18 protein-coding genes and 1 pseudogene are annotated in these 20,449 nt (G+C 64.6%); 9 read left to right on the top strand and 10 right to left on the bottom strand.

Annotated elements, in window-relative coordinates; translation table 11 throughout:
• The first annotated feature begins 52 nt into the window (after positions 1 to 52).
• A complete protein-coding gene (locus DEIDE_RS08615) occupies positions 53 to 544 on the top strand; it encodes a CAP domain-containing protein (protein WP_012693570.1) in 492 nt (163 codons plus the stop codon).
• 66 nt (positions 545 to 610) lie between these two features.
• Here the strand turns inward: DEIDE_RS08615 and DEIDE_RS08610 are convergent, their stop codons facing one another.
• From DEIDE_RS08610 to DEIDE_RS08590, 5 genes are all read right to left on the bottom strand, one after another.
• Positions 611 to 1,393, bottom strand: coding sequence for a 3-hydroxybutyrate dehydrogenase (locus DEIDE_RS08610; protein ID WP_012693569.1), 783 nt, complete (start codon positions 1,391 to 1,393; stop codon positions 611 to 613).
• Between the two features lie 71 nt (positions 1,394 to 1,464).
• Entirely contained in the window at positions 1,465 to 4,470 is a 3,006-nt protein-coding gene (locus tag DEIDE_RS08605; protein ID WP_012693568.1) for an AfsR/SARP family transcriptional regulator, read from the bottom strand.
• Between the two features lie 118 nt (positions 4,471 to 4,588).
• Positions 4,589 to 5,791 (bottom strand): acyl-CoA dehydrogenase family protein, encoded by a 1,203-nt coding sequence (locus tag DEIDE_RS08600; protein WP_012693567.1) that lies wholly within the window; start codon positions 5,789 to 5,791, stop codon positions 4,589 to 4,591.
• Between the two features lie 48 nt (positions 5,792 to 5,839).
• Positions 5,840 to 7,513 (bottom strand): acyl-CoA carboxylase subunit beta, encoded by a 1,674-nt coding sequence (locus DEIDE_RS08595; RefSeq protein ID WP_012693566.1) that lies wholly within the window; start codon positions 7,511 to 7,513, stop codon positions 5,840 to 5,842.
• A 189-nt stretch (positions 7,514 to 7,702) separates the two neighbouring features.
• Positions 7,703 to 8,275 (bottom strand): hypothetical protein, encoded by a 573-nt coding sequence (locus DEIDE_RS08590; RefSeq protein ID WP_012693565.1) that lies wholly within the window; start codon positions 8,273 to 8,275, stop codon positions 7,703 to 7,705.
• Between the two features lie 229 nt (positions 8,276 to 8,504).
• Between DEIDE_RS08590 and DEIDE_RS08585 the strand changes: the two genes are divergently transcribed.
• The gene (locus tag DEIDE_RS08585) at positions 8,505 to 8,993 is read left to right on the top strand and encodes a GreA/GreB family elongation factor (RefSeq protein ID WP_012693564.1); all 489 of its coding nucleotides are present in this window, start codon (positions 8,505 to 8,507) and stop codon (positions 8,991 to 8,993) included.
• Between the two features lie 45 nt (positions 8,994 to 9,038).
• Here DEIDE_RS08585 and DEIDE_RS19865 read toward each other — a convergent pair.
• Positions 9,039 to 9,493: pseudogene (locus DEIDE_RS19865) on the bottom strand (diguanylate cyclase domain-containing protein).
• Between DEIDE_RS19865 and DEIDE_RS19525 the strand changes: the two are divergent.
• Positions 9,458 to 9,604: a hypothetical protein gene (locus DEIDE_RS19525; protein WP_242402894.1), complete on the top strand. Its 147-nt coding sequence runs from the start codon at positions 9,458 to 9,460 to the stop codon at positions 9,602 to 9,604. The pseudogene DEIDE_RS19865 and the gene DEIDE_RS19525 overlap by 36 nt on opposite strands.
• Here the strand turns inward: DEIDE_RS19525 and DEIDE_RS08580 are convergent, their stop codons facing one another.
• The 4 genes from DEIDE_RS08580 to DEIDE_RS08565 form a co-directional block, all read right to left on the bottom strand.
• Positions 9,605 to 10,234 carry a CoA transferase subunit B gene (locus DEIDE_RS08580; protein ID WP_012693562.1) on the bottom strand — a complete coding sequence of 210 codons (630 nt, stop codon included), beginning with the start codon at positions 10,232 to 10,234 and terminating at the stop codon, positions 9,605 to 9,607.
• A gap of 120 nt (positions 10,235 to 10,354) precedes the next feature.
• Positions 10,355 to 11,083, bottom strand: a complete 729-nt coding sequence (locus DEIDE_RS08575) for a CoA transferase subunit A (protein WP_012693561.1) — start codon at positions 11,081 to 11,083, stop codon at positions 10,355 to 10,357.
• Positions 11,080 to 11,868, bottom strand: coding sequence for an alpha/beta fold hydrolase (locus tag DEIDE_RS08570; protein WP_012693560.1), 789 nt, complete (start codon positions 11,866 to 11,868; stop codon positions 11,080 to 11,082). Before DEIDE_RS08570 ends, DEIDE_RS08575 begins: the two co-directional genes overlap by 4 nt.
• The gene (locus tag DEIDE_RS08565; protein ID WP_012693559.1) at positions 11,861 to 12,892 is read right to left on the bottom strand and encodes a homoserine O-acetyltransferase family protein; all 1,032 of its coding nucleotides are present in this window, start codon (positions 12,890 to 12,892) and stop codon (positions 11,861 to 11,863) included. The genes DEIDE_RS08570 and DEIDE_RS08565 overlap by 8 nt, the downstream gene beginning before the upstream one ends.
• Positions 12,893 to 13,038: 146 nt before the next feature.
• On the opposite strand from DEIDE_RS08565, the gene DEIDE_RS08560 reads away from it, so the two are divergent.
• The 6 genes from DEIDE_RS08560 to DEIDE_RS08535 all read left to right on the top strand — a co-directional run bounded on the left by DEIDE_RS08560 (position 13,039) and on the right by DEIDE_RS08535 (position 20,443).
• Positions 13,039 to 14,199 (top strand): ABC transporter substrate-binding protein, encoded by a 1,161-nt coding sequence (locus tag DEIDE_RS08560; RefSeq protein ID WP_012693558.1) that lies wholly within the window; start codon positions 13,039 to 13,041, stop codon positions 14,197 to 14,199.
• A gap of 113 nt (positions 14,200 to 14,312) precedes the next feature.
• On the top strand, positions 14,313 to 15,173 hold the full coding sequence (locus tag DEIDE_RS08555) for a branched-chain amino acid ABC transporter permease (protein WP_012693557.1): 861 nt from the start codon (positions 14,313 to 14,315) through the stop codon (positions 15,171 to 15,173).
• Positions 15,170 to 16,192: a branched-chain amino acid ABC transporter permease gene (locus DEIDE_RS08550; RefSeq protein ID WP_012693556.1), complete on the top strand. Its 1,023-nt coding sequence runs from the start codon at positions 15,170 to 15,172 to the stop codon at positions 16,190 to 16,192. Before DEIDE_RS08555 ends, DEIDE_RS08550 begins: the two co-directional genes overlap by 4 nt.
• The gene (locus DEIDE_RS08545) at positions 16,189 to 16,965 is read left to right on the top strand and encodes an ABC transporter ATP-binding protein (protein WP_012693555.1); all 777 of its coding nucleotides are present in this window, start codon (positions 16,189 to 16,191) and stop codon (positions 16,963 to 16,965) included. Before DEIDE_RS08550 ends, DEIDE_RS08545 begins: the two co-directional genes overlap by 4 nt.
• Before the next feature lie 115 nt (positions 16,966 to 17,080).
• Positions 17,081 to 17,812 carry an ABC transporter ATP-binding protein gene (locus tag DEIDE_RS08540; RefSeq protein WP_012693554.1) on the top strand — a complete coding sequence of 244 codons (732 nt, stop codon included), beginning with the start codon at positions 17,081 to 17,083 and terminating at the stop codon, positions 17,810 to 17,812.
• A gap of 348 nt (positions 17,813 to 18,160) precedes the next feature.
• The gene (locus DEIDE_RS08535) at positions 18,161 to 20,443 is read left to right on the top strand and encodes a RelA/SpoT family protein (RefSeq protein ID WP_012693553.1); all 2,283 of its coding nucleotides are present in this window, start codon (positions 18,161 to 18,163) and stop codon (positions 20,441 to 20,443) included.
• Positions 20,444 to 20,449 lie beyond the last annotated feature (6 nt).

The following is a 20,449-nucleotide window of genomic DNA, read 5'->3' as shown; positions in this document are numbered from 1 at the left end:
CGTCCGATTTTTCATATTTTTCAAGGGTCGCTTGAGCTAGGATGAACAGCACATGAAATTACGAGGAGTCCTGGGTACTGTCATGGCTGGGGCCATGCTGTTGTCTTCTCCCGTGAAGGCGCAATCCACCGCCGAAGCTACGCTGCTTTCCCGCCTTAACGAGGTCCGGACGCAGGGCGTGAACTGTCCGGGGAATGGGCGGCGTCCAGTGGCGGGCGGCTTGGTGCAAAGCGGTCAGCACGCGCAGGCCGCCCGAATTCAGGCAGTGCATATGGGCAGTTCCGGCAGTATTTCTCACACGGGGGCGGGGGGAACGACGCCCAAGATCCGCGCTGCCAGTACGGGTGTGAATGCCGTGAGCGTCACGGAAATTATTTTCATGGGGCGTGGCGTCAACCCGGAAGCGGCAATGCAGTGGTGGCTGAACAGCCCCGTGCACTGTTACTGGATGACCGAAGGCCGCTATACCCACGCGGGGGCCAGCATTATTCAGGGCGCACGGGGAACCGCCTACGTGATCGTGCTGAGCAGTCAGCCGCGCTGAAATATAGGGCCGGGCGGTCTTTCTCTGCATGTTACAAAGAAAGACCGCCCGGAGTACTTTTTGTCTCTATCGGGCGGTCCAGCCCAGGTCCAGGTCCAGCACCGCTCCAGTCATGCCCCAGGCTGCTGGACTGGCGACGTAGCTTGCCAGTGCAGCCACGTCAGCAGGGTCAAGCAGGCGCTTGATTGCGGCGGGCTCCAGCATGACCTTCTGCTCCACTTCCTCAGCACTGATGCCGCGGGTGCGGGCCTGATCGGCGATCTGCCCCTCTACCAGTGGTGTGCGCACGTAGCCTGGGCAGATGGCGTTGACGGTCAGGCCCTGTTCGCCCGCTTCCAGGGCTGCGGTTCGTGTGAAACCAATGACGCCGTGCTTGGCACTGATATAGGCACTCTTGAAGGGACTGGCCACGTGCCCGTGAATGCTGGCCACATTGATGATTCGTCCCTGCCCGCTGCGGGTCAGGTAGGGCCATGCATACTTGGAAAGCAGAAACGGCGCCGTCAGCATCACGTGAATCATGGCGTCCCAGGTGTCCTCGGGAAAGTCGGCCACCGGGTCAATGTGCTGGAAGCCGGCATTGTTGACCAGCACATCCAGGCCGCCCAGGACTTGAACAGCCTTTGTTATGGCTGCCCGGCAGTCCTCACGCCGGGTAAGGTCAGCGGCAATAAAGATAAGTCCGTGTGTTTCAGCCACTTCTCGGGACTGTGGACGGTCGAGGTCCAGCACCGCCACTCGCATGCCGTCCTGCTGAAACCGCTGTGCAATGGCCAGTCCGATGCCACTGGTGCCGCCGGTTACCAGAGCAGCTCTTCCCTCGTGTGATGTCGTGCCCTCAGATGTCATGTGCAGAGTCTAGAAGTGGAGCGTGACACGCTGGTTACTGACCGGCATGGTGGTACGTCACTGCTGGTGTATTACAGGGTGCCGCCCAGCGCGCGGTACAGCGCCGAGGTGTCTGGCAGCGGCTCCAGGCCCATTTCGCAGAGAGAAGCCCGCAGATTGGCGTAGACGCGCCGGAGTGCCGAGGCCCCTCCCCGCAGGTGGCACACGCGCATCAGCACACGGGCAGCCGGCTCATGGGCGGGGTCCAGGCTCAGGGCGCGCTCGGCTGCTTTTGCGGCTCGGTCCGGGTGGCCCAGTTCCAGGGCACATATGGCCTCGGCGCTGAGTGCTTCGGGAAGCCGAGCGGCGTAGCGTTCGGCCTCCTGCTGCACGACCGCCAGTTCGGTGTCAGCGACTTGCGCAGGCAGCCGCAGCAGCGCGTCAAGGCGTCCCGGGGTGCCTGTAGCCTGGGCCAGCAGGGCCCGCGCTGAATGCAGGTCAATGTGCAGATCTGGTCCCCTGCGCAGCCGCAGCCATTCGCCACGCTCCAGAAAAGCGCCGCTGGGCGCGCCTTCTTCAAGAACCTGTCCCAGGGCATGCAGCGTGACACGGAAATTGCGTTCGCCCACGCCCGGGTCCGCCTCAGGAAACAGCGTCTCCTGCGCGGTGTCACGGGCCAGTCCGTCTTCGTGTACAGCCAGCAGCGCCAGGAGATCACGGGCCTTGGCGCGGCCCCAGTCACGCGGCCTGGGGTCGTCACCTCGCGTGACGGCGAGCCGGTCCAGCACCTGCACATGTACCTCGAAGCCCGGGGCGTCGGTGGGGGACGGCACGTCCGGATACCCCAGATCGCGGGCGGCGGCACGCAGCGCGCCTGCGGTATCCGGCACTGCCGCGACCAGCCGGGCCAGCAGGGCTGCGCGGCGGGCGCGGTCGGGATATGGAGAGAGCAGAGTGCGCCGCGCGAGCAGGAATGGAAACTGCGCGGCTGCGGCAGCTGCCGGCGCCGCATCTCCCTGACCGGCGGCAAATGCCGCCAGCGCAACGGCCGCCAGCCCGAAGCGGTCTCCGCAGGTCATAAAAGCAGCTCGGGCCTCCGTGAGGTCCACGGCGCTGCTCAGTTCGGCATGCAAGGTGCCCAGCGCGGACGTCAGGTGCAGCAGCGCCTGCATATAGCTGTCTCCGGCAGTAGGCATCACGGCTTCGGCGCGCAGAGACGCGGCCCGGCCTACGTCCCCGGACAGGCCGGCCAGGTAGCTCAGACCCATCAGGGGCTCAACCTGTAGGCGCCCTGCAACTCCCCGGGCCAGGACGCGGGCGTCCTCGTAGGCCTGCCGGGCCTGCTCGGTCTGTCCAGCTGCGACCAGCGCGTGACCAAGCCTCGCCAGGGCCAGGGCCTGCACAAAGGGGCTTTCCAGCCTGGCTCCTTCGGCCAGTCCCTCCCGGGCGCGGCGGATGGCCAGATCCGGCTCACCCAGAAGGGCATGCAGGAAGCTGGCCAGCAGCAGCCCCTCACGGTGGTTCTGTGCGGCCCGGGCACCGCCCGCCTCACCCCGGGCAGCTTCCAGGGCCAGTGTCAGGGCGCGTGAGAGGTCACCCGAACGCAGCGCGTAGCGCACCCCGCCAGCCAGAGACGGCGAAAGCTTGACCGCTTCGGCCAGCTGGCCGGCATTCAGCAGGTTCTCAGCGCGCAGGCGCCGGACCGTGTCGCGCTGTTCTGCTGGAGCCAGCTGCTCGGCAATATCCAGCGCTTCCCAGGCCAGGTCGGGCTGAACCGTGTCGAGGGCCACCTGGACTTCACCCAGGGCACGTTCCAGCGGTGCGGCCTGGGCATAGGCGGCCAGCGCCTCCCCATAACGCGACGAGAGGCGCAGGGCGTCTCCGGCCAGCGCATGCAGATCAGGAGTCCAGGCCTCTTTCGGCAGCCGGCCCAGGCTGCGCTCGATCAGGGTGACCCGCCCTATCCGCAGCCACACCCTCCCGTAGGCCGAAAGCAGCTGCGCGGCCCGTTGTGCGTTTCCGGAGAGCAGGTGGGCCGCCATGGCCCGGCGTGGGCGCCCGGTGGCCTCGAAATAGGCCGCGCCTCGGGCAGACAGAGTTCTGACCTCGGCGGCCGGCAGTCCGGCGCGCAGATGGGCCCGCAGCAGGGGATGGGCCCGGTACCCCTCATCGCCCACGCGGGTCAGAAAGATGCCGCTTCCTGCCAGTGCATCAAGCAGTTCACGGGCCTGCGGCTGGTTCAGTACAGCCTCCAGCAGCTCAGGAGTCAGCTCTTCAAAGACGCTGGAGCGGGTTAGCAGGACACGCAGCTCTGGGTCCAGCGGCCCTATGACCTCCTGTGCCAGATACGTGAACAGGGTACCCAGCTGAGCCTCACCTCCATCCAGATCGGCCAGCTGACGCAGGTGAACACGGCCCTGGGCGGCGGCCTGGGCCAGGAAGCGCACGGCAATGGGCCAGCCTTCGGTCACCGCGTGCGCCAGCCGGACATCTGCGCCTGTCGCGGGCACATTCAGGGTACAGAGCAATTCACCGACCTCGTCGGCGGTAAAGGCCAGGTCGGTGGCTGACAGGTGCTGCACGTCGCCCTGCGTCTCCAGACGGGTCAGATCCGGCAGTGTCAGCGGCACACGCGAAAGCAGCGCCACCCGTCCCGCCCCACCGGAAACCAGTTCCCGCAGCACGTCGCTTGCCAGCGAGCCGGTCAGATGCTGCGCCTCGTCCAGGACCAGCAGGGCTCCACAGGCGTCCAGCACGTCGGCTACCCGGGCGGCCACCCGCCGTGGTGAGGCTCCGGCATCCAGCAGAGCTGCCGCACCTGCACCGCCCGGGAGGTCCTCCACAGCCAGGGCCAGCCCACCGGCCAACACCTGAGGGTCGGCGTCGTCGGCGTCCAGGGTCAGCCAGGCACCCGGGCCGCCCAGGCCAGGCGCGCCGGCTGCCAGGGCGGTGGTTTTTCCAAACCCTGCCGGGGCCACCACCAACAGCACCCGCGCCTGGGTCAGCAGGGCCCGCAGGCGTGGCCGGGCAACGGCTCCCTGCACGATGGGCCAGCGCGCGCGGCGGCTGGAGGTCAGATCACGCCAGTTGAGGGACATCTCTAGGGCATGCTACAGCGGTTATAGAAGGCGCGGGGTGTTACCCGGTGGGGGAGGCCAGCGCGCCAGGACGAAAAAAGGCGTGCCCGCAGGCACGCCCCCGAAACACTTTCAGTTTTCAATCGGCAAAGCGCTTGAGCACGTCGCGGCTGATCACGAGGCGCTGCACCTCGTCAGTGCCCTCGCCGATGCGGGTCAGCCGGTTATCGCGCCAGAAGCGCTCGACGGGGTACTCCTTGATGTAGCCGTAGCCACCGAGCATCTGAATGGCTTCGTCGCAGGCCTCGACGCCCACTGTGGTGGCAAACAGCTTGGCACGTGCGACGGGCACCGTGAAGTTCTGGCCCGCGTCTTTCAGGTCGGCAGCCTTGCGGATCAGCAGCCGGGCAGCTTCAAGTTTGGTGTCCATGTCGGCAAGGCGGAAGGCCAGGTTCTGGTTGTGGCCGATGGGTTTCCCGAACTGCTCGCGGGTCATGGTGTACTTCGCGGCGTATTCGAACGCGGCGCGTCCCAGTCCCAGGCCCATGGCGGCGATGCCCACACGGCCGCCGTCAAGCACCTTCATGACGTCCTTGAAGGCGTTGCCGCGCTCGCCCAGCAGGGCGTCGGCCGGCAGGTGGATGTCCTCGAAGATCAGCTGCGCGGTGTCGCTGCTGCGCAGGCCCAGTTTGTCTTCCTTGCGGCCGATAGAGAAACCCTGCACCTCGTCGCGGTTGAACACGAACGCGCTGATGCCGTCGTTCTTGCCTTTCCCTTCGCGCGCGGCGTCGGTGCGGGCCAGCACCACGTAGGTCCCGCCCACGCTGCCCTGCGTGATGAAGTTCTTGGAACCGTTCAGAATCCAGCTGCCGTCGGGCTGCTCCACGGCGCGCGACTGCATGCCGCCGCTGTCCGAACCGCTGCCGGGCTCGGTCAGGCCCCAGGCGCCGAGTTTTTTCGCGCTGGCCAGATCAGGCAGGAACTTGGCCTTCTGCGCTTCGGTGCCCCCGATCAGAATGTGGCCCTGGCACAGGCTGTTGTGCGAGGCGACCGTCAGGCACAGGCTGCCGTCGACCGCCGCGATTTCCTCAATGATCATGGCGAAGGTGGCGGTGTCAAGCCCGGAGCCGCCGTACTGTTCGGGCGTCTGTGCACCCATGATGCCCATCTCCCCGAGTTCACGCACGATCTCGAACGGGAACTCACTGGTCTGGTCGCGCTCGGCAGCGCCAGGCTCCACCTTGTTTTTCAGGAAGCTTTTCAGGGCGCCGATAATGGTGCGCTGGTCGTCGTTCAAGGGATTGACAAAGGTGCTGGTGGGACGGTCAAGGGTGCTGGTCATGGTGAATCCTCCGGGAGATTGGTGGGCTGGTGGGAACAGGAAAAGCGGTCAGACCTGGAACACGCCCACGCGCAGGGCTTCCTGTTCGGGGTTCTGAGCGCAGGCTTCCAGGGCGCGAATCAGGCGCTCGCGGGTGTCATTGGGCTCGATGATCTCGTCCACCCACAGGCGGGCGGCGGCGTAGCGGGGGTCGAGTTCAGTGTCGTATTTGGCCTTAACTTCGTCGTAAAGGCGCTGCAATTCCTCGTCGTCCGGCTCGTGACCGCTGCGTTTCAGGGCCGCGAGCTGAATGTCGAGCAGGGTCTTGGCCGCCGCGTTGCCGCTCATGACCGCGTACTTGGCACTGGGCCAGGCGAACAGGAAACGGGGGCCGTAGGCCTTGCCGTTCATGGCGTAGTTGCCTGCACCGAAAGACCCGCCGGTGATGACGGTGATCTTGGGAACCACGCTGTTGCTCACGGCGTTCACCAGTTTGGCGCCGCGCCGGATGATGCCTTCCTGCTCGCTGTCACGGCCGACCATGAAGCCGGTCACGTCCGACAGGAACACCAGCGGAACGCCGGCCTGGTTGGCGTCGAGGATGAAGCGCGCGGCCTTGTCAGCGCTGTCACCGTAAATGACCCCCCCGACCTCGATTCGGGTGCGCAGCCCTGGTTCGCCTCCGGCCTTGAGCTTCTTCTTGATCACGGTGCGCTGGTTGGCCACGAACGCCACCGGGTAGCCGCCGACACGCGCAAAGCCGCACACCAGCGTTTCGCCGTACTCGGCCTTGAACTCGTGGAACTCGCCCGCGTCAGTAATGGAGGTGATCAGCTCGCGCACGTCGTAGGTTTTGCTGCCGTCGAAGCCCACGAGGTTCGTCAGGTCGCGGGCAGGAGCGTCACGCACCTCGCTTCGCCTGCGGGCCCAGGGCGCCACCTCACCCTGCGCATACAGATCGGCCAGGGCGCGCACCCGCTCAAGCGCCGCGTCGTCGTCCGGCTCCTTGTAATCCACGGTGCCGGCGATGCTGGCGTGCATGCCCGCTCCCCCCAGATCTTCACTGTCCACGACCTGACCGATGGCAGCCTTGACCAGCGCCGGGCCAGCCAGATACAGGCCCGAGCCCTCGGTCATGATCAGCGTGTCGCACATCACCGGCAGGTAGGCTCCCCCGGCCACGCAGTTGCCCATGATTGCCGCGATCTGCGGAATGCCTTTGGCACTCATACGGGCATTCAGGTAGAACACGCGCCCGAAGTCATCCTGGTCGGGGAAGATCTCATCCTGCATCGGCAGGTAGACGCCGGCGGAATCAACGAGGTACACCACCGGCAGGTGATTTTCCAGGGCGATGGTCTGCGCCCGGATCACCTTCTTGGCTGTGATCGGAAAGAAGGCCCCGGCTTTCACGGTGGCGTCGTTGGCAATAATCATCCAGGGCCGCCCGGCGATGAGGCCGATGCCTGTCACCGTGCCGCCGCTGGGGCAGCCACCGACGTCCTCATACATGCCGTAGCCGGCGAAAGTCATCAGTTCGTCGAAAGGGGCTTCAGAATCCACGAGCCGGGCGATGCGTTCGCGGGCAGTCAGACGGTTCTTGTCGTGCTGGCGTTGCTGTGCTTTGGGGCCACCCCCCAGGCGGACACGCGCCTGATCCGCCTGCAGGCGTGCCAGAGCGTCGGTCCAGGCATCAGAACCAGGAGTAGAGGGCGCCGGAGCGCGGGTGTCAGGCTGGGTCATCTGTACCCACAGTCTAACAAACGCTCGTTTGGAATGGTGGGTCGAACGTGGGAACCAGAGTCGGAACGCAAACCGCATTTCGCTTGGCCTGGGTGAACAGACCGCGCCTCGCTCAACGCTGGCAAGTCAGAAGTGTGCCAGGGCCTCATGGGGCCCTGGCAGGAGAAACAACAGCCCTGGAGACTGGGTTTATTCGGTGTCGTCGCTGCCTGGTAAGGGCGTGGTGCGGGGAGGGCCGCCGTCGAAGGCTCCTGAGCCGCCCACCCGCGCGCCTTTGGCCTCACCGCCAGCGTCGAGGCTGGGGTCGGCCAGCCGTGCTGTGCCTCCCGGATTGTCCGGGGTGATCACGCTGAAGTCCGAGATGCTGTTGGGCACGCCGTCATCAAAGCTGGGTTCGTCATTGACATTGCCGGGAGGCGCGTCATCCAGGTAGGCGGCGGCATTGTCCAGCATCTCAGTGCGAATAGACGGATCGATGCCGTCATCAAAGGTAATTCCGGCACCAGCCAGCGCGTCCGTGCCCGGGCTGTGGTTGCCGCCGGTGACATCCCCGGAGACTGGAAGGTCGTCGAGGTCATCCTGCGCTCCTCTGATCCGCTCAGCATTGGACTGATCGTCCTGGTTTTCCGGGAGGTCGTCTTCAGGCAGGGAATAGTCCACGGTCTGGGTACCCGCCAGATCCTGATCAGCAGAGGTCTGCCCCTGATCGTCGGTTGCCGTTCCCTTGCTGTTGGAAGGATCTTCGTTGGTTTTTCTGGTCATCGTGTTCCTCCTGGCGCCGTTCCGTCTCTGGACCAGAGCGGAAGGGCTGAGCATCCGAAGTAGACCGGTTGACCTTGCAGGCCCGATGAAAGCTTCCGGAAGGAAGGTTGGGGTCTCCCTTATGCATCCGCCCGGACTCGTCCTCATCATGAACCCCCAGGCTGATGGCCAGTCAGGTAACGTTCCCGCCACTGTTAATTTCTCACCCCAGGTCCAAAAGGAGCCACACATGCCCGATGCAGTTCAGCTGACCCGAGAAGGTTATGAGCGTCTGGAGCAGTCTCTCGAGAAGGAACGCCAGCGTCTGGAGGAAACCATTACCAGCCTGGCCAATACCGTAGACGACGCGATGGACCTGGAGAACCGCAGCCTGAATGCCGCGCAGATCGGGCAGGAACGGATCGCCATTGAGGCCCGGATTCTGGAACTGGAGGATGTACTGGCGCGCGCCGTGATCGTCGAGGAGGAGGATCTGCCCCGCGGTCAGGTGGCCGTGGGCTCAGTCGTTATGCTCGAAGATGATAAACATGGCCGTCAGCTGCAGGTTCAGCTGGTCAGTGCGGTGGAGATCAGCGCCATGACCGAGGGTGTGACTCAGGTCAGTGACGACAGTCCGGTTGGAAAAGCCCTGATGGGTCGGCGTGAGGGTGAGACCTTCGACGTCGAGCTTGAGGCTGGTCGTGTGCAGTACACGGTGAGGAGCGTCACCGCTCCCTGAGGCAGGGGGACCGGAACCGGATTTGGCACACTGAGTCGGTCCAGGTCAGCTGCCCCAGAGGCAGACCGCTCCTTTGCCTGCGTGCTTGGCTTTGTACATAGCAGCGTCAGCCTGCTTTTGAAGCGTGGGACCGTCCCGGCCGTGCAGTGGATACAGGCTGACTCCTATTGAGGCGTTGACGGAAACTTCCTTTCCGATCAGCAGTACAGGTCGCTGCACGGCACCCAGCAGCTGGTCAGCGATGGTGACTGCGTCCTGGGCGCGGCTTAGTCGCTCTACCAGCAGAGTGAATTCATCCCCGCCGAGCCGCGCGACAGTGTCACTGGCCCGAACTGTGGCCCGCAGGCGTGCTGCGACGCGCCGGAGCAGCTCGTCGCCGGTATCGTGTCCCAGGGAGTCATTGACTCTTTGAAACCGTCGAGATCCAGGAAGATGACTCCAAAGTGCTCAAAGGAGCGCTGTGCATGCAACACCGCCTGCTGCAGGCGATCCTCGAACAGATGCCTGTTGGGAAGTCCAGTCAGAGCATCGTGGTGTGCCTGATATTGCACCTGTGCAAGCAGGCGTTGGTTGTCCTGGTAGGCCTCCGGCCCTGGCTGTACTGGCGGTGACTAGTCCCGGATGCTGGCTCCGGTTTTGCTGCGCAGTTCATCCAGGGTGACATCCGGCGCGAGTTCCACGAGCTGCAGGCCGTCCGGGGTGACGTCCAGCACACCGAGATCGGTGATGATCCGGTCCACCACAGCTTTCCCGGTCAGGGGCAGGTTGCATTCCTTCAGGATCTTGTGTGCGTCGCCCTTGGCCACATGCTCCATCAGGACCACCACACGCTGCACGCCGGCCACCAGATCCATCGCGCCGCCCATCCCCTTGACCATCTTGCCGGGAATCATCCAGTTGGCCAGGTCACCTGTTTCCGAGACTTGCATGGCGCCCAGAATGGCCAGGTTGACGTGACCGCCACGGATCATGGCAAAGCTGTCGGCGCTGGAAAAGAAACTGGCGCCCGGCAGGGCCGTGACGGTCTGCTTGCCGGCGTTGATCAGGTCGGGATCCACCTCGTCCTCTGTCGGAAAGGGCCCAATGCCCAGCAGGCCGTTTTCGGACTGAAGCATCACGCTGACCCCTTCGGGGATGTGGTTGGCGACCAGGGTGGGCAGGCCGATCCCCAAGTTGACGTAGTAGCCGTCCTGCAATTCCTTGGCCGCGCGGGCAGCCATTTCATCTCTGTTCCAGGGCATCAAAACCTCCGGAGACCCGAAGTCTCCGCCAAGAAGAACGAACCGCGCAGTGCCATGAGTGGCCGCTGAACGCGCAGTGGGCGCGGCAAGAGAAGGCCCCTGAAGTTCAGGCCTGTCATGTCAGCCTTCCTCGCTGGTCCCGGCTTGTGCCGCTGCCTTGCGCACGGTGCGCTGCTCGATGCGCTTTTCGGGCGTGGCATTAAGCACCACACGCTGCACGAAAATGCCGGGCGTGTCCACGTCATCCGGATCAATATGGCCGACTTCCACGATTTCTTCCACCTCGGCCACCGTGATCCGGCCGCAGGTGGCAGCCATAGGATTGAAGTTGCGCGCGGTTTTGCGGTACACGAGGTTGCCTGACTTGTCAGCCTTCCAGGCCTTGACTAGAGCCACGTCAGCCCGGATACCGCGCTCCAGGATGAAGGTCTCGCCGTCAAAGTCCTTGTGTTCCTTGCCCTCGGCGACCACGGTGCCCACCCCGGTTCTGGTATAGAACCCCGGAATTCCGGCGCCCCCCGCCCGCATGCGCTCGGCCAGGGTGCCCTGCGGCGTAAATTCCAGCTCCAGTTCACCGGCCAGGTACTGACGCTCGAATTCCTTGTTCTCGCCGACGTAGCTGGAAATCATCTTGCTGATCTGCCGGGTTTCCAGCAGCAGGCCCAGGCCCCAGCCATCCACGCCCGCGTTGTTGCTCACGGCCGTCAGGTTGCGGGCGCCGCTGTCGCGCAGGGCAAGAATCAGCTGTTCGGGGATGCCGCACAGACCAAAGCCGCCCACGGCAACCGTCTGTCCGTCGTGCACGATGTCTTGCAGCGCTTCACTTGCGCTCGGATACACCTTGTTCATGTAGTCTCCAGTGTAACGTAACTGTCCAAACGATCGTTAGGCAGCTGATTGAGGAAGGGTTGCAGGTGCTGGAGGAAGGCCAGCGCATCCTCCTGCGGGAAGCCGTGGCCGAGGCCGCTAAGAATGGTGGCCCGGCAGCCCAGGGCAGCAGCCTGAGCATGGACCATGTCAGGGGTGGTCAACCGGTCCAGCTCACCACCCAGCACCAGCACTGGCAGGCCCGCCAGGGCTGCGGGATCAACTTTCCAGGTGGACAGGGCCCGGGCATTGCCGCTGTAGTGCGTCCTGGCCATACGGCTGGCGTCATGCACCAGCTGGGTAAAGTTGGCCGGCTGCTGCGACGGAAACAGCGCCCCGATGTGCATCTCCAGCAGGAACTTGTCCTCGCGCAGCAGTTCCAGCAGCGGGTAGTGCTCCTCTGGTGTGATCAGGCCGTCCAGGGGAGCACTGGCGGCCAGGGCCAGCCCACTGATCTCAGCGGGCTGGCGGGCGGCATATTCCAGGGCTACAGCGCCTCCCAGCGAGTGGCCCAGCAGCACCGGGCATTCACCGGGATCAAGGTGATTCGCCAGCCAGTCCCGGAGCCACGTCGCGTAGGCGCTGATACTGACCTCTCCCATATGTGCACTGCCGGCAAAGCCCGGAAGATCTGGAGCCAGCACTCGCCAGCCCACCGGCGGCTCGGCCAGCAGGCTGGCCCACCAGGCGCTGGACGCCAGGTTTCCATGTAAGGCGACCAGAGTGCCCTGGTGCAGTGACTGTTCAGTTATCAGCGTTTCAGGCATGGGCGTTCTTCTGCGCAAGGCGCACGGCGAGATCCGGCGAAGGGGAGTCCAGCAGAGCCTGCAGATGGTGAGCGTACCGTGGAATGTCCTGCAGACAGCCCAGGTGTCCGTAGGGCGAGTCGAATTCCACATGGGTGTGCGCTACGCCCGCCGCCTGGGAGGCCAGGGCGAAGCGGCGCATTTCTGCCACTGGGAAAAACTGGTCTACCGTGACATTGACACTCAGCAGTTGCAGTCCGGTCTCGCGCCAGCGCTCGAACAGCTGCGGCGTCGGTGCGACCTGTTCCAAGTCGTGCGTGGCCACCAGGCGTCCCAGGTCAAGGACGTGGCTGAGACTGCAGGTGCCTATGCGGGTACGCAGATAGGTGCGGAAGTTCGCTTCCCGGAACTGGCGCTCCAGGCCGTCTGAACCCAGGCCAAAAAAAGAAATCAGGCGCAGCGCCGCCTCGACGCCACCGCTGGCCGCTGCGTCACGCAGCATCGGCTCGAAAGCGTCTCGCAGGACGGGGCCGGCCTTGGGGCTGGTTGTCACAGCCGCCACCCGCGGCGCAAGCTCCGGCGTGCGCGCCGCCCAGTGCAGCGCCTGAGTGCCGCCCAGGCTGGGACCGACCACAGCGTGCCAGCGCGGCACCTGTAGCTGATGCATCAGTGCCAGCTGCAGGGCATGCAGGTCGCCGAAGCCCCAGGCCGGAAAGCGCGGACCCCAGGGCTGTCCGTCCGGGTGCACAGTCTCCGGGCCGGTGGTAATGACACCGCTGTCCAGGTACTGGGCATTGGACAGGGTGTTCATACACACCACGAAAAACCGCTTGGTGTCGATCGCCCGTCCCGGGCCGATCAGTGCGTCCCACCAGGCTGGTGTGCCGTCCGGGTTGCGTCCTGCGGCCCGCATGGTGCCGGTGTAGTAGTGGCAGACCAGCACGGCATTGTCCCGCGCGGCATTGAGTGTGCCCCATGACTGCGCGCCCAGCCGCACCGGCACGCGCACACCACCCAGGAGCGCCTCGGTGTTCAGCTCGAACACGCCAGGCGGTCCCTCTCCTGACCTTAACCCCTTGTCTTGCATTGCTGCCCAGCGTAGGAGGCCTGCGTTACGGCCCGGTCACACCCGCAATTGTGACCTGTGGTGTAACGCCGCTGTAATGCCCCCGTCCTAGACTCGAAACGTACATGAAAAAGATGCTATTGACAGGCGTTCTGATGGCGCTTTCCGCAGCTGGTGCGGTGAAGGTCGGCGTGCTGCTTCCTCTCAGCGGGGCGGGTAGCGTTACCGGCCAGGCCGCGAGGAACGGTTACCTGCTGGCGCTGGACGAAATTAACCGGGCCGGTGGCGTGCTCGGTAAACCTCTGGAGCTGGAGTTCGCAGACGACGGCAGCGCTCCGGCCAAGGCTGTGCCCGAATTCGTCAAACTGGTGACCGTGGAGAAGGTGGACTTCATGGCCGGCGGCGTCAGCAGCGCCACGTCCATCGCCATCAGCGGCCCAGCCAAGCAGTACAACACCTTCATGGCCTGGATCGGCGCTGCCGCGGTGCCGGTCGAGGATGCATTCGCAGACCACAAGTACTTCTTCCACTATCACCCATGGTCCTACTACAACTTTGAAGCCATCCTGGATTACTTCAAACACCTGCGCGTTACCAAGAAGGCCCGGAATATCGCTATCGCCTACGAGGACGGACCATTCGGCAGCGCCGGCATCGACGCGACCGTCGCAGGCTTCAAGAAGGCGGGCTTCAACGTCGTCATGACCGAGAAGTTCAAGACCGGCAGCGGCAGCTTCGGGCCGCTGGTCAGCAAGGCCAAGGCCGCCAAGCCCGACATCCTGTACTGGGTCGGCTACGACACTGACGCCCTGCCGCTGGTCACCGAGGCCAAGCAGCAGAACCTGAACGTCGGCCTGATCTACGGCACGCCGCCCAGCTGGCCGGTGGGCTTCGAGAAGAACAAGCTGGCTGACAACGTCGCGGGCCTGAGTCTGTGGCTGCCCAGCAGCCCCAACGCGCAGAGCCGTGCTTTCGTCAACGCCTACCGCAAGAAGTTCGGCAACGTGACCGAAGAGTACTTTGCGCCGCTGGCCTACGTGAACCTCAAAACCCTGGCCGCTGCGATCAACAAGGCCGGCAGCACCGACAAGGACAAGGTTGCCGCCGAAATGGCCAAGACCAACATGCCCACGCCCTTCGGCCCGCTGACCTTTACCAAGAGCAACAAGACCCAGTACCAGGGCTTCAAGGCCGGCAGCTGGCTGAGTTTTCAGTACCTGAGCGACGCACGCGCACCGGTCTTCCCACTGAGGTTCGCCAAGAACACCACCGTCTGGGCCCGCTGAACCCTACCGCCCGCCGCGTCTGACGGGACTCTACCGGGCCGCCCGAACCACAGGGGCGGCCCGCTATTTGCGCCCTGACAGTCATGGTGGGCCTCCAATCCCCCGGAGGTGATATGGAACTCTTTTTACAAACTCTGCTCAACGGCCTGCTGCAAAGCGGCATCTACGCTCTGGTGGCCTCCGGCCTTGCCCTGGCAGTGGGCGTGGTCGGCATCGTGAACTTCGCGCATGGCGAGTTCCTGATGATCGGCGCCTTCCTGGCCTGGGCTGCCAGCGCTGTTCTGGGCGTGGACCCGCTGCTGTCGCTGCCGCTGGTGGCGCTTTCGGTATTCGCCATCGGCGCGCTGACCTACCGTGTCAGCATCCGCCACGTGCTGCTGGCTCCCGAGCTCAACCAGATGCTGCTGACCTTCGGCCTGGGCATCCTGCTGCAGAACCTGGCGCTGATGTTGCTGGGCGGCAATACCCGCACCGTCAGCACGCCCTATCAGGCCGCCAGCCTGAATTTCGGCGAACTCAGCGTGGGCGGGCCCAAGGCAATTGCCTTCGGCTTTGCTGTGGTCATTCTGGCGGCGCTGTACTTCGTGCTCTACCGCACCACGCTGGGCCGCCAGATGCGCGCCGTGGCCCAGAACCGCCGCGGCGCCCAGCTGATCGGTGTCGATGTGGACAAGGTGTACCTGCTGGCGTTTGGAGTCTCCTGCGGGCTGGCTGCCATTGCCGGCGTCCTCGTGAGTGTGCTGCTGTTTGCCAGTCCGACGGTGGGACTGGTGTTTGCCCTGAAGGCCTTTGCGATCATCGTGATGGCAGGTCTGGGCAACCTGACCGGCGTGCTGTGGGCGTCGGTCATCCTAGGCGTCTCCGAAGCGCTGGTGCAGACGTACGTGCCGGGCGGCGGCGGCTGGAGCGACGCCGTGTTCTTCCTGATGATCTTCGGAACGCTGGTCTGGCGTTCCTACCGGGAGGCCAGATGAGCCAGATCCAAAAGGCCGCAGACTCGGTTCTCGCGGACGTTGCCGAGAAAGGTGTACTGGGCCGGACCATGACCCGCCGCCCCGATTTCACCCTGTTCAAGCTGTGGCCGCTGGCCGCGTTCTTTGCGCTGGCCCTGATTTTCCCCTTCCTGCCGCTGGGTGACAAACGAGAATTCCTGCTTCAGATCGGCTTTTTCACGCTGGTGGCCGGCATCATGGCGCTGTCGTGGGACATCCTGGCGCGCAGCGGGCAGGTGAGTCTTGCTCACGCCGCCTTTTACGGGCTGGGCGCTTACACCTACGCCCTGCTGCTCAAGACAGGCCTGCCCTGGCTGGCCGCCATGCCGCTGGCCGCGCTGCTGGCTGGACTGTTCAGTCTGGTGCTGGGCGCCGTAACCATGCGCCTGAGCGGCATGTATTTCGCGATTGCCACGCTGGCTTTCACCGAAGTAATTCGGACCGTGATCCAGAACCTCCCGGAAAGCGTGGCCGGTGGTGCCAACGGCATGCTGGTGCCCGCTCTGCTTGGAGGCAACTCACGTGGTCAGTACCTGCTGGCGCTTTCGCTGTTGCTGCTCACTGTGGGCGTCAGCCTGGCCGTGCGCCTGACCCGCCTGCACCACGCTTTTGCGGCCATCCGTCAGGGTGAGGAAACCGCCCGGGTGCTGGGCGTGTCGATCGTGCGCTACAAGCTCGCAGCCTTTTTCATCTCCAGTGTGCTGGCCGCGCTGGCGGGTGTGCTGTACGCCGGTAAGACCTTCTTTATCAACCCGCTGGAGACCTTCAGTCTAGCCAACTCGATCGCGCCGCTGACGACCAGCATCTTCGGTGGGCTGTACACCACGCTGGGCCCGGTGCTGGGCGCTACCGTGCTGCGCGTGGCCGAGGAAATCCTGCACAACAATGTCAAGAACGGCTACTTGGTCGTGTACGGCCTGGTGCTGATGCTCAGCATTCTGTGGCTGCCGCGCGGCCTGATGGGCCTGCTCCGCCGTGGCAAACATGGAGGTGACCTGTGACCGCCGTCATGCCTGCTCGCACCACACCGGACCAGGGCAACGTCGTGTTGCGCGCCCAGGGCCTGAGCAAACGCTTCGGCGGCCTGCTGGCTGTGCAGAACGTGTCGTTCACCCAGTACGCCGGTGAGATCCTCGCCGTGATCGGTCCGAACGGCGCCGGGAAAACCACGCTGCTCAACCTGCTCTCAGGGGTCTACCGGCCTACCAGTGGGCAGCTGTGGCTGCTGGGCAACGACGTCACCGGGCACGCCATGGAAGCGCGCTGTCACGCCGGGCTGGGCCGCGCCTTTCAGATCGTGCGTCCTTTTCCGGAAATGACCGTGCATGAAAACGTGACCGTGGGCGCGCTGTTCGGCAAGCGCGGCATGAACCTGCCTCAGGCCCGGGAGCGTGCCTACGATCTGCTGGAACGCACGGGACTGGCCGCCCACGCCGACAAGGCGGCCCATGAACTGACCCTGCTGCAGGACAAGCGTCTGGAAGTGGCGCGTGCACTGGCCACCCAGCCGCAGGTGCTGCTATTGGACGAGGTAATGGCCGGACTGCGCCCCGCCGAGGCCCAGGAAGCAGTCGCGCTGGTACGCAGCGTGCAGGAAAGTGGAGTCAGCGTGCTGTTTATCGAACACATCATGCCGGTTGTGCGGGATCTGGCCGACCGCGTGGTGGTCATGGACCAGGGACAGGTGATCGCTGAGGGCACCTACCGCGAGGTCACCGCCAACCCCCAGGTGGTCAGCGCTTACCTGGGCACCGAGACGGAGTTGCACGCATGATGCGCGAACATCAGCCATTGTTTTTTCCTGGCGGGGTGACTGGGTATGGCCCTGGGCTAGCTACGCAAGGGTGGCCCCTAAGGTTCGGGACGATCTGGAATGAAGGGGCAGCCTGATGACACCACACACGCAGGGCCAGGAACTGGTCATCGAGAATCTTGCGGCAGGCTACGGCAAGGTGCAGGTGTTGTGGGACGTCAGCGTCCGGGTCGGTCCGGGCGAGTTCGTGGCCATGATCGGGGCCAACGGTGCAGGCAAGACCAGCACACTGCGCGCTGTCAGCGGCGTGCTCCGGCCGTCCGGCGGGCGCATTGGGCTGGGAGGACAGGACATCACGCGCGCCACGCCCTCGCAGATCGTGGGGATGGGCCTGGCCCACGTGCCGGAAGGACGTGAACTGTTTGCCCTGATGACGGTGCGCGAGAACCTGGAGCTCGGCGCGGCCATGCGTCCTGAGGCCCGTACCGCGCAGGCCGAGACGTTAGAGCGGGTTTACACCCTGTTCCCGCGTCTGCGCGAGCGTGCTGGTCAGCTGGCCGGCACCCTGTCGGGCGGCGAGCAGCAGATGGTCGCGGTCGGGCGCGCGCTGATGGCCAAGCCCAGTGTGCTGGTGGTGGACGAGCCCAGCCTGGGTCTGTCCCCGCTGATGACCCAGACCGTGTTTGGTGCCCTCAAAGCTGTCAATGCTGAGGGCGTGAGCGTACTGCTGGTGGAGCAGAATGTGGGTCTGAGCCTGAAACTGGCCAGCCGTGCCTACGTGCTTGAAAACGGCCAGGTGGTGAATCAGGGAACCAGCGCTGCCCTGCTGGCTGATCCAAGTGTGCGCGAGGCGTATCTGGCTTTGTGAGCCCCTCCCTTGAGGGTAAACATATGGTCAGCCGCGTGCCATATCCGTCAGACTTTGGACGTTAAACTAAGTCCATGAAGGGCCTCGGAGAATTTATCGAATGGCTCCGTGAGGTGCTCAAGGGCGCGTCGCAGCCACAGCCTCAACCGGTGCCTGTCCGCGTGCGTCAAAGGCGCTAACGGGCCCCACTTCAACCCACTCACCTTCCGTCCACCCCCTGGGGTGGGCGTTTTCTTGGACTGTCATGCCAGAGGGTGCACCATACCCCCAAGTAGCGCAGACGGCCACGGTGTGACATGGAAGGCAGGCGCTATTCTTGCGGTCGTGCCGGAAGCGTCGGATCATGGAATGAACGAACTCAGGGCGCTGGTCGGGGGGCGCCTGCAGTCCGACCGCGACCGTATAGAACTGGCCTACGAATTCGCCCGTGATGCCCACGAGGGTGTCAACCGCAAGAGTGGGGAGCCCTATATCACCCACCCGGTCGCGGTTGCGGTCATTCTGGCCAGGCTAGGCATGGACACCGAAAGCGTCATGGCCGGGCTGCTGCATGACACCGTGGAGGACGTCGAGGGCGTGACCTTCGAGAGCATCGAGGAGCTGTTCGGCCCCGACGTTCGCCGCATCGTGGAAGGGGAGACCAAGGTCAGCAAGCTGTCCAAGCAGGGCAGTCAGCAGGCTGAAGTGGCCCACACCGGGCGCGACATGCAGGCCGAGAACCTGCGCCAGATGCTGATTGCCATGACGGCCGATATCCGCATCATCGTGGTCAAGCTGGCGGACCGGCTGCACAACATGCGGACCCTGGGTTCCATGAAGCCCGAAAAGCAGCAGCGTATTGCGCGGGAAACCATGGAGATCTTCGCGCCGCTGGCCCACCGGCTGGGCATCGGGAAGATCAAGTGGGAACTGGAGGACCTGAGCTTTCAGTACCTGCAGCCCGACGACTACGCCTACCTGCAGTCCCGGCTGCGCACCCGTCAGGAGGAGCGCGACGCGCTGATCCAGGGTGCAGTCAAGCAGCTGCGTGAAGCCCTGGAAGATGACCTGGAGTTGCCCGAGTGGGTCGGCGAGATCGACATTGCGGGACGCAGCAAGCACCTGTGGAGCATCCATACCAAGATGAAACGCGAGGGCAAGGCGCTGGAGCAGATTTTCGACCTGCTGGCCATCCGCGTCATCCTGACGCCCAAGGATCTGATCGTGCCGCCCGGCACCGACGAGAAGCGCCGTGAGCGGGCCGAAGAGACCCGTGAGAAGCGCATCTGCTATCACACGGTCAGCATCGTGCACAGCATGTGGACCCCCTTGCCGGGGCGCTTCAAGGACTACATCGCAGTGCCCAAACCCAACGGGTACCAGAGCCTGCACACCACCGTGATCAGTCAGAGCGGGCAGCCGATCGAGGTGCAGATCCGGTCGCGGCGCATGCATGAGGTCGCCGAGTATGGGGTGGCCGCCCACTGGATGTACAAGCAGGGCGCGCAGCTGGCCGCCCGCGACCGCGAGAACTGGATCTCGCAGCTCAAGGAACTGCAAAACGAGATCAACGATGCGTCGGATTACATGGACGCCGTAAAGTCCGACATCCTGTCGCAGCGTGTGCGGGTCTTTACGCCCAAGGGTCTGGCCATCAGCCTGCCTGCCGGCAGTACCAGCATCGACTTCGCGTACCACATCCACACCCGCATCGGGGAAACCACTGTCGGGTCGCGCGTCAACGGCAGCATCGTGCCGCTTTCGCACCACCTGAAAAACGGTGACATGGTCGAGATCGTGACCAGCAAGAACGGCAAGCCCAGCAAGGACTGGCTGAACTTTGCCGTCACCCGCTCGGCGAGGGCCAAGATCCGTCACCATTTCCGGACTCAGGAGCGCGAGGATGCCCTGAAGCGCGGTCACGATCTGCTGGAGCGGTACCTGCGCAAGCGGCAGCTGCCGGTTCGCCAGCTGATGCGTACCAAACTGCTGGAAGATGCCACCCACAAGCTGGTGGGTACGCGCAATCCCGACGACCTGTATCTGGCGCTGCACGCGGCCAAAACCACGCCCAGTGCCGTGGCCCGCGTCCTGTCTCCCAGCCTGGCGCAGGAGCAGTCCTCTGTGCCTCCGGGCCGGCGAGCTCCGGTGCCGCGCCCCCCGGAGCCGGGTGGAGTGTATGTGGAGGGCTTTACCACCAACACCAAGCTCAGCCAGTGCTGCAATCCCATCCGCGGCGATCAGATCATGGGCTACCTGACACGCGGGCGTGGGGTCAGCGTGCACCGTATCGACTGCCCTAACATGATCCGGCTGCTCAAGGACGAACCCGAGCGTTGTGTGGCGGCGTCATGGAACAGCGGAACGCCGGGCAACATCATCATGGACCTGGACGTCATCGCGCAGGACCGCAGCGGTCTGCTGGCCGATGTGCTGAGTGTGCTGGCGGCCGAGAAACGCAGCCCGATGAAGCTGGAGGCCGGGGTATCCGCAGACAATACCGCGACCATCCATTTGCGGCTGGCCATGGCGGGCAACTCAGACCTGGAACGTCTGCGCGCCGCCCTGTTGCGGGTTGACGGTGTCACGGATCTGGTGCGGGCGGGCAAGAGCCGTAACGGTGGGCGCGCGCGCAACGGAGCCAGTGCGTGAGGCTCA

Origin of the sequence: Deinococcus deserti VCD115 (genome assembly GCF_000020685.1) — a bacterium.
GTDB lineage: Bacteria > Deinococcota > Deinococci > Deinococcales > Deinococcaceae > Deinococcus > Deinococcus deserti.
This window is presented reverse-complemented; position numbering and strand designations above follow the sequence as displayed.

Coding starts and splice junctions, on each gene's coding strand:
- DEIDE_RS08615 (WP_012693570.1), top strand. CDS start 53: ATGAAATTACGAGGAGTCCTGGGTACTGTCATGGCTGGGGCCATGCTG.
- DEIDE_RS08610 (WP_012693569.1), bottom strand. CDS start 1,393: ATGACATCTGAGGGCACGACATCACACGAGGGAAGAGCTGCTCTGGTA.
- DEIDE_RS08605 (WP_012693568.1), bottom strand. CDS start 4,470: ATGTCCCTCAACTGGCGTGATCTGACCTCCAGCCGCCGCGCGCGCTGG.
- DEIDE_RS08600 (WP_012693567.1), bottom strand. CDS start 5,791: ATGACCAGCACCCTTGACCGTCCCACCAGCACCTTTGTCAATCCCTTG.
- DEIDE_RS08595 (WP_012693566.1), bottom strand. CDS start 7,513: ATGACCCAGCCTGACACCCGCGCTCCGGCGCCCTCTACTCCTGGTTCT.
- DEIDE_RS08590 (WP_012693565.1), bottom strand. CDS start 8,275: ATGACCAGAAAAACCAACGAAGATCCTTCCAACAGCAAGGGAACGGCA.
- DEIDE_RS08585 (WP_012693564.1), top strand. CDS start 8,505: ATGCCCGATGCAGTTCAGCTGACCCGAGAAGGTTATGAGCGTCTGGAG.
- DEIDE_RS19525 (WP_242402894.1), top strand. CDS start 9,458: ATGCAACACCGCCTGCTGCAGGCGATCCTCGAACAGATGCCTGTTGGG.
- DEIDE_RS08580 (WP_012693562.1), bottom strand. CDS start 10,234: ATGCCCTGGAACAGAGATGAAATGGCTGCCCGCGCGGCCAAGGAATTG.
- DEIDE_RS08575 (WP_012693561.1), bottom strand. CDS start 11,083: ATGAACAAGGTGTATCCGAGCGCAAGTGAAGCGCTGCAAGACATCGTG.
- DEIDE_RS08570 (WP_012693560.1), bottom strand. CDS start 11,868: ATGCCTGAAACGCTGATAACTGAACAGTCACTGCACCAGGGCACTCTG.
- DEIDE_RS08560 (WP_012693558.1), top strand. CDS start 13,039: ATGAAAAAGATGCTATTGACAGGCGTTCTGATGGCGCTTTCCGCAGCT.
- DEIDE_RS08555 (WP_012693557.1), top strand. CDS start 14,313: ATGGAACTCTTTTTACAAACTCTGCTCAACGGCCTGCTGCAAAGCGGC.
- DEIDE_RS08550 (WP_012693556.1), top strand. CDS start 15,170: ATGAGCCAGATCCAAAAGGCCGCAGACTCGGTTCTCGCGGACGTTGCC.
- DEIDE_RS08540 (WP_012693554.1), top strand. CDS start 17,081: ATGACACCACACACGCAGGGCCAGGAACTGGTCATCGAGAATCTTGCG.
- DEIDE_RS08535 (WP_012693553.1), top strand. CDS start 18,161: ATGAACGAACTCAGGGCGCTGGTCGGGGGGCGCCTGCAGTCCGACCGC.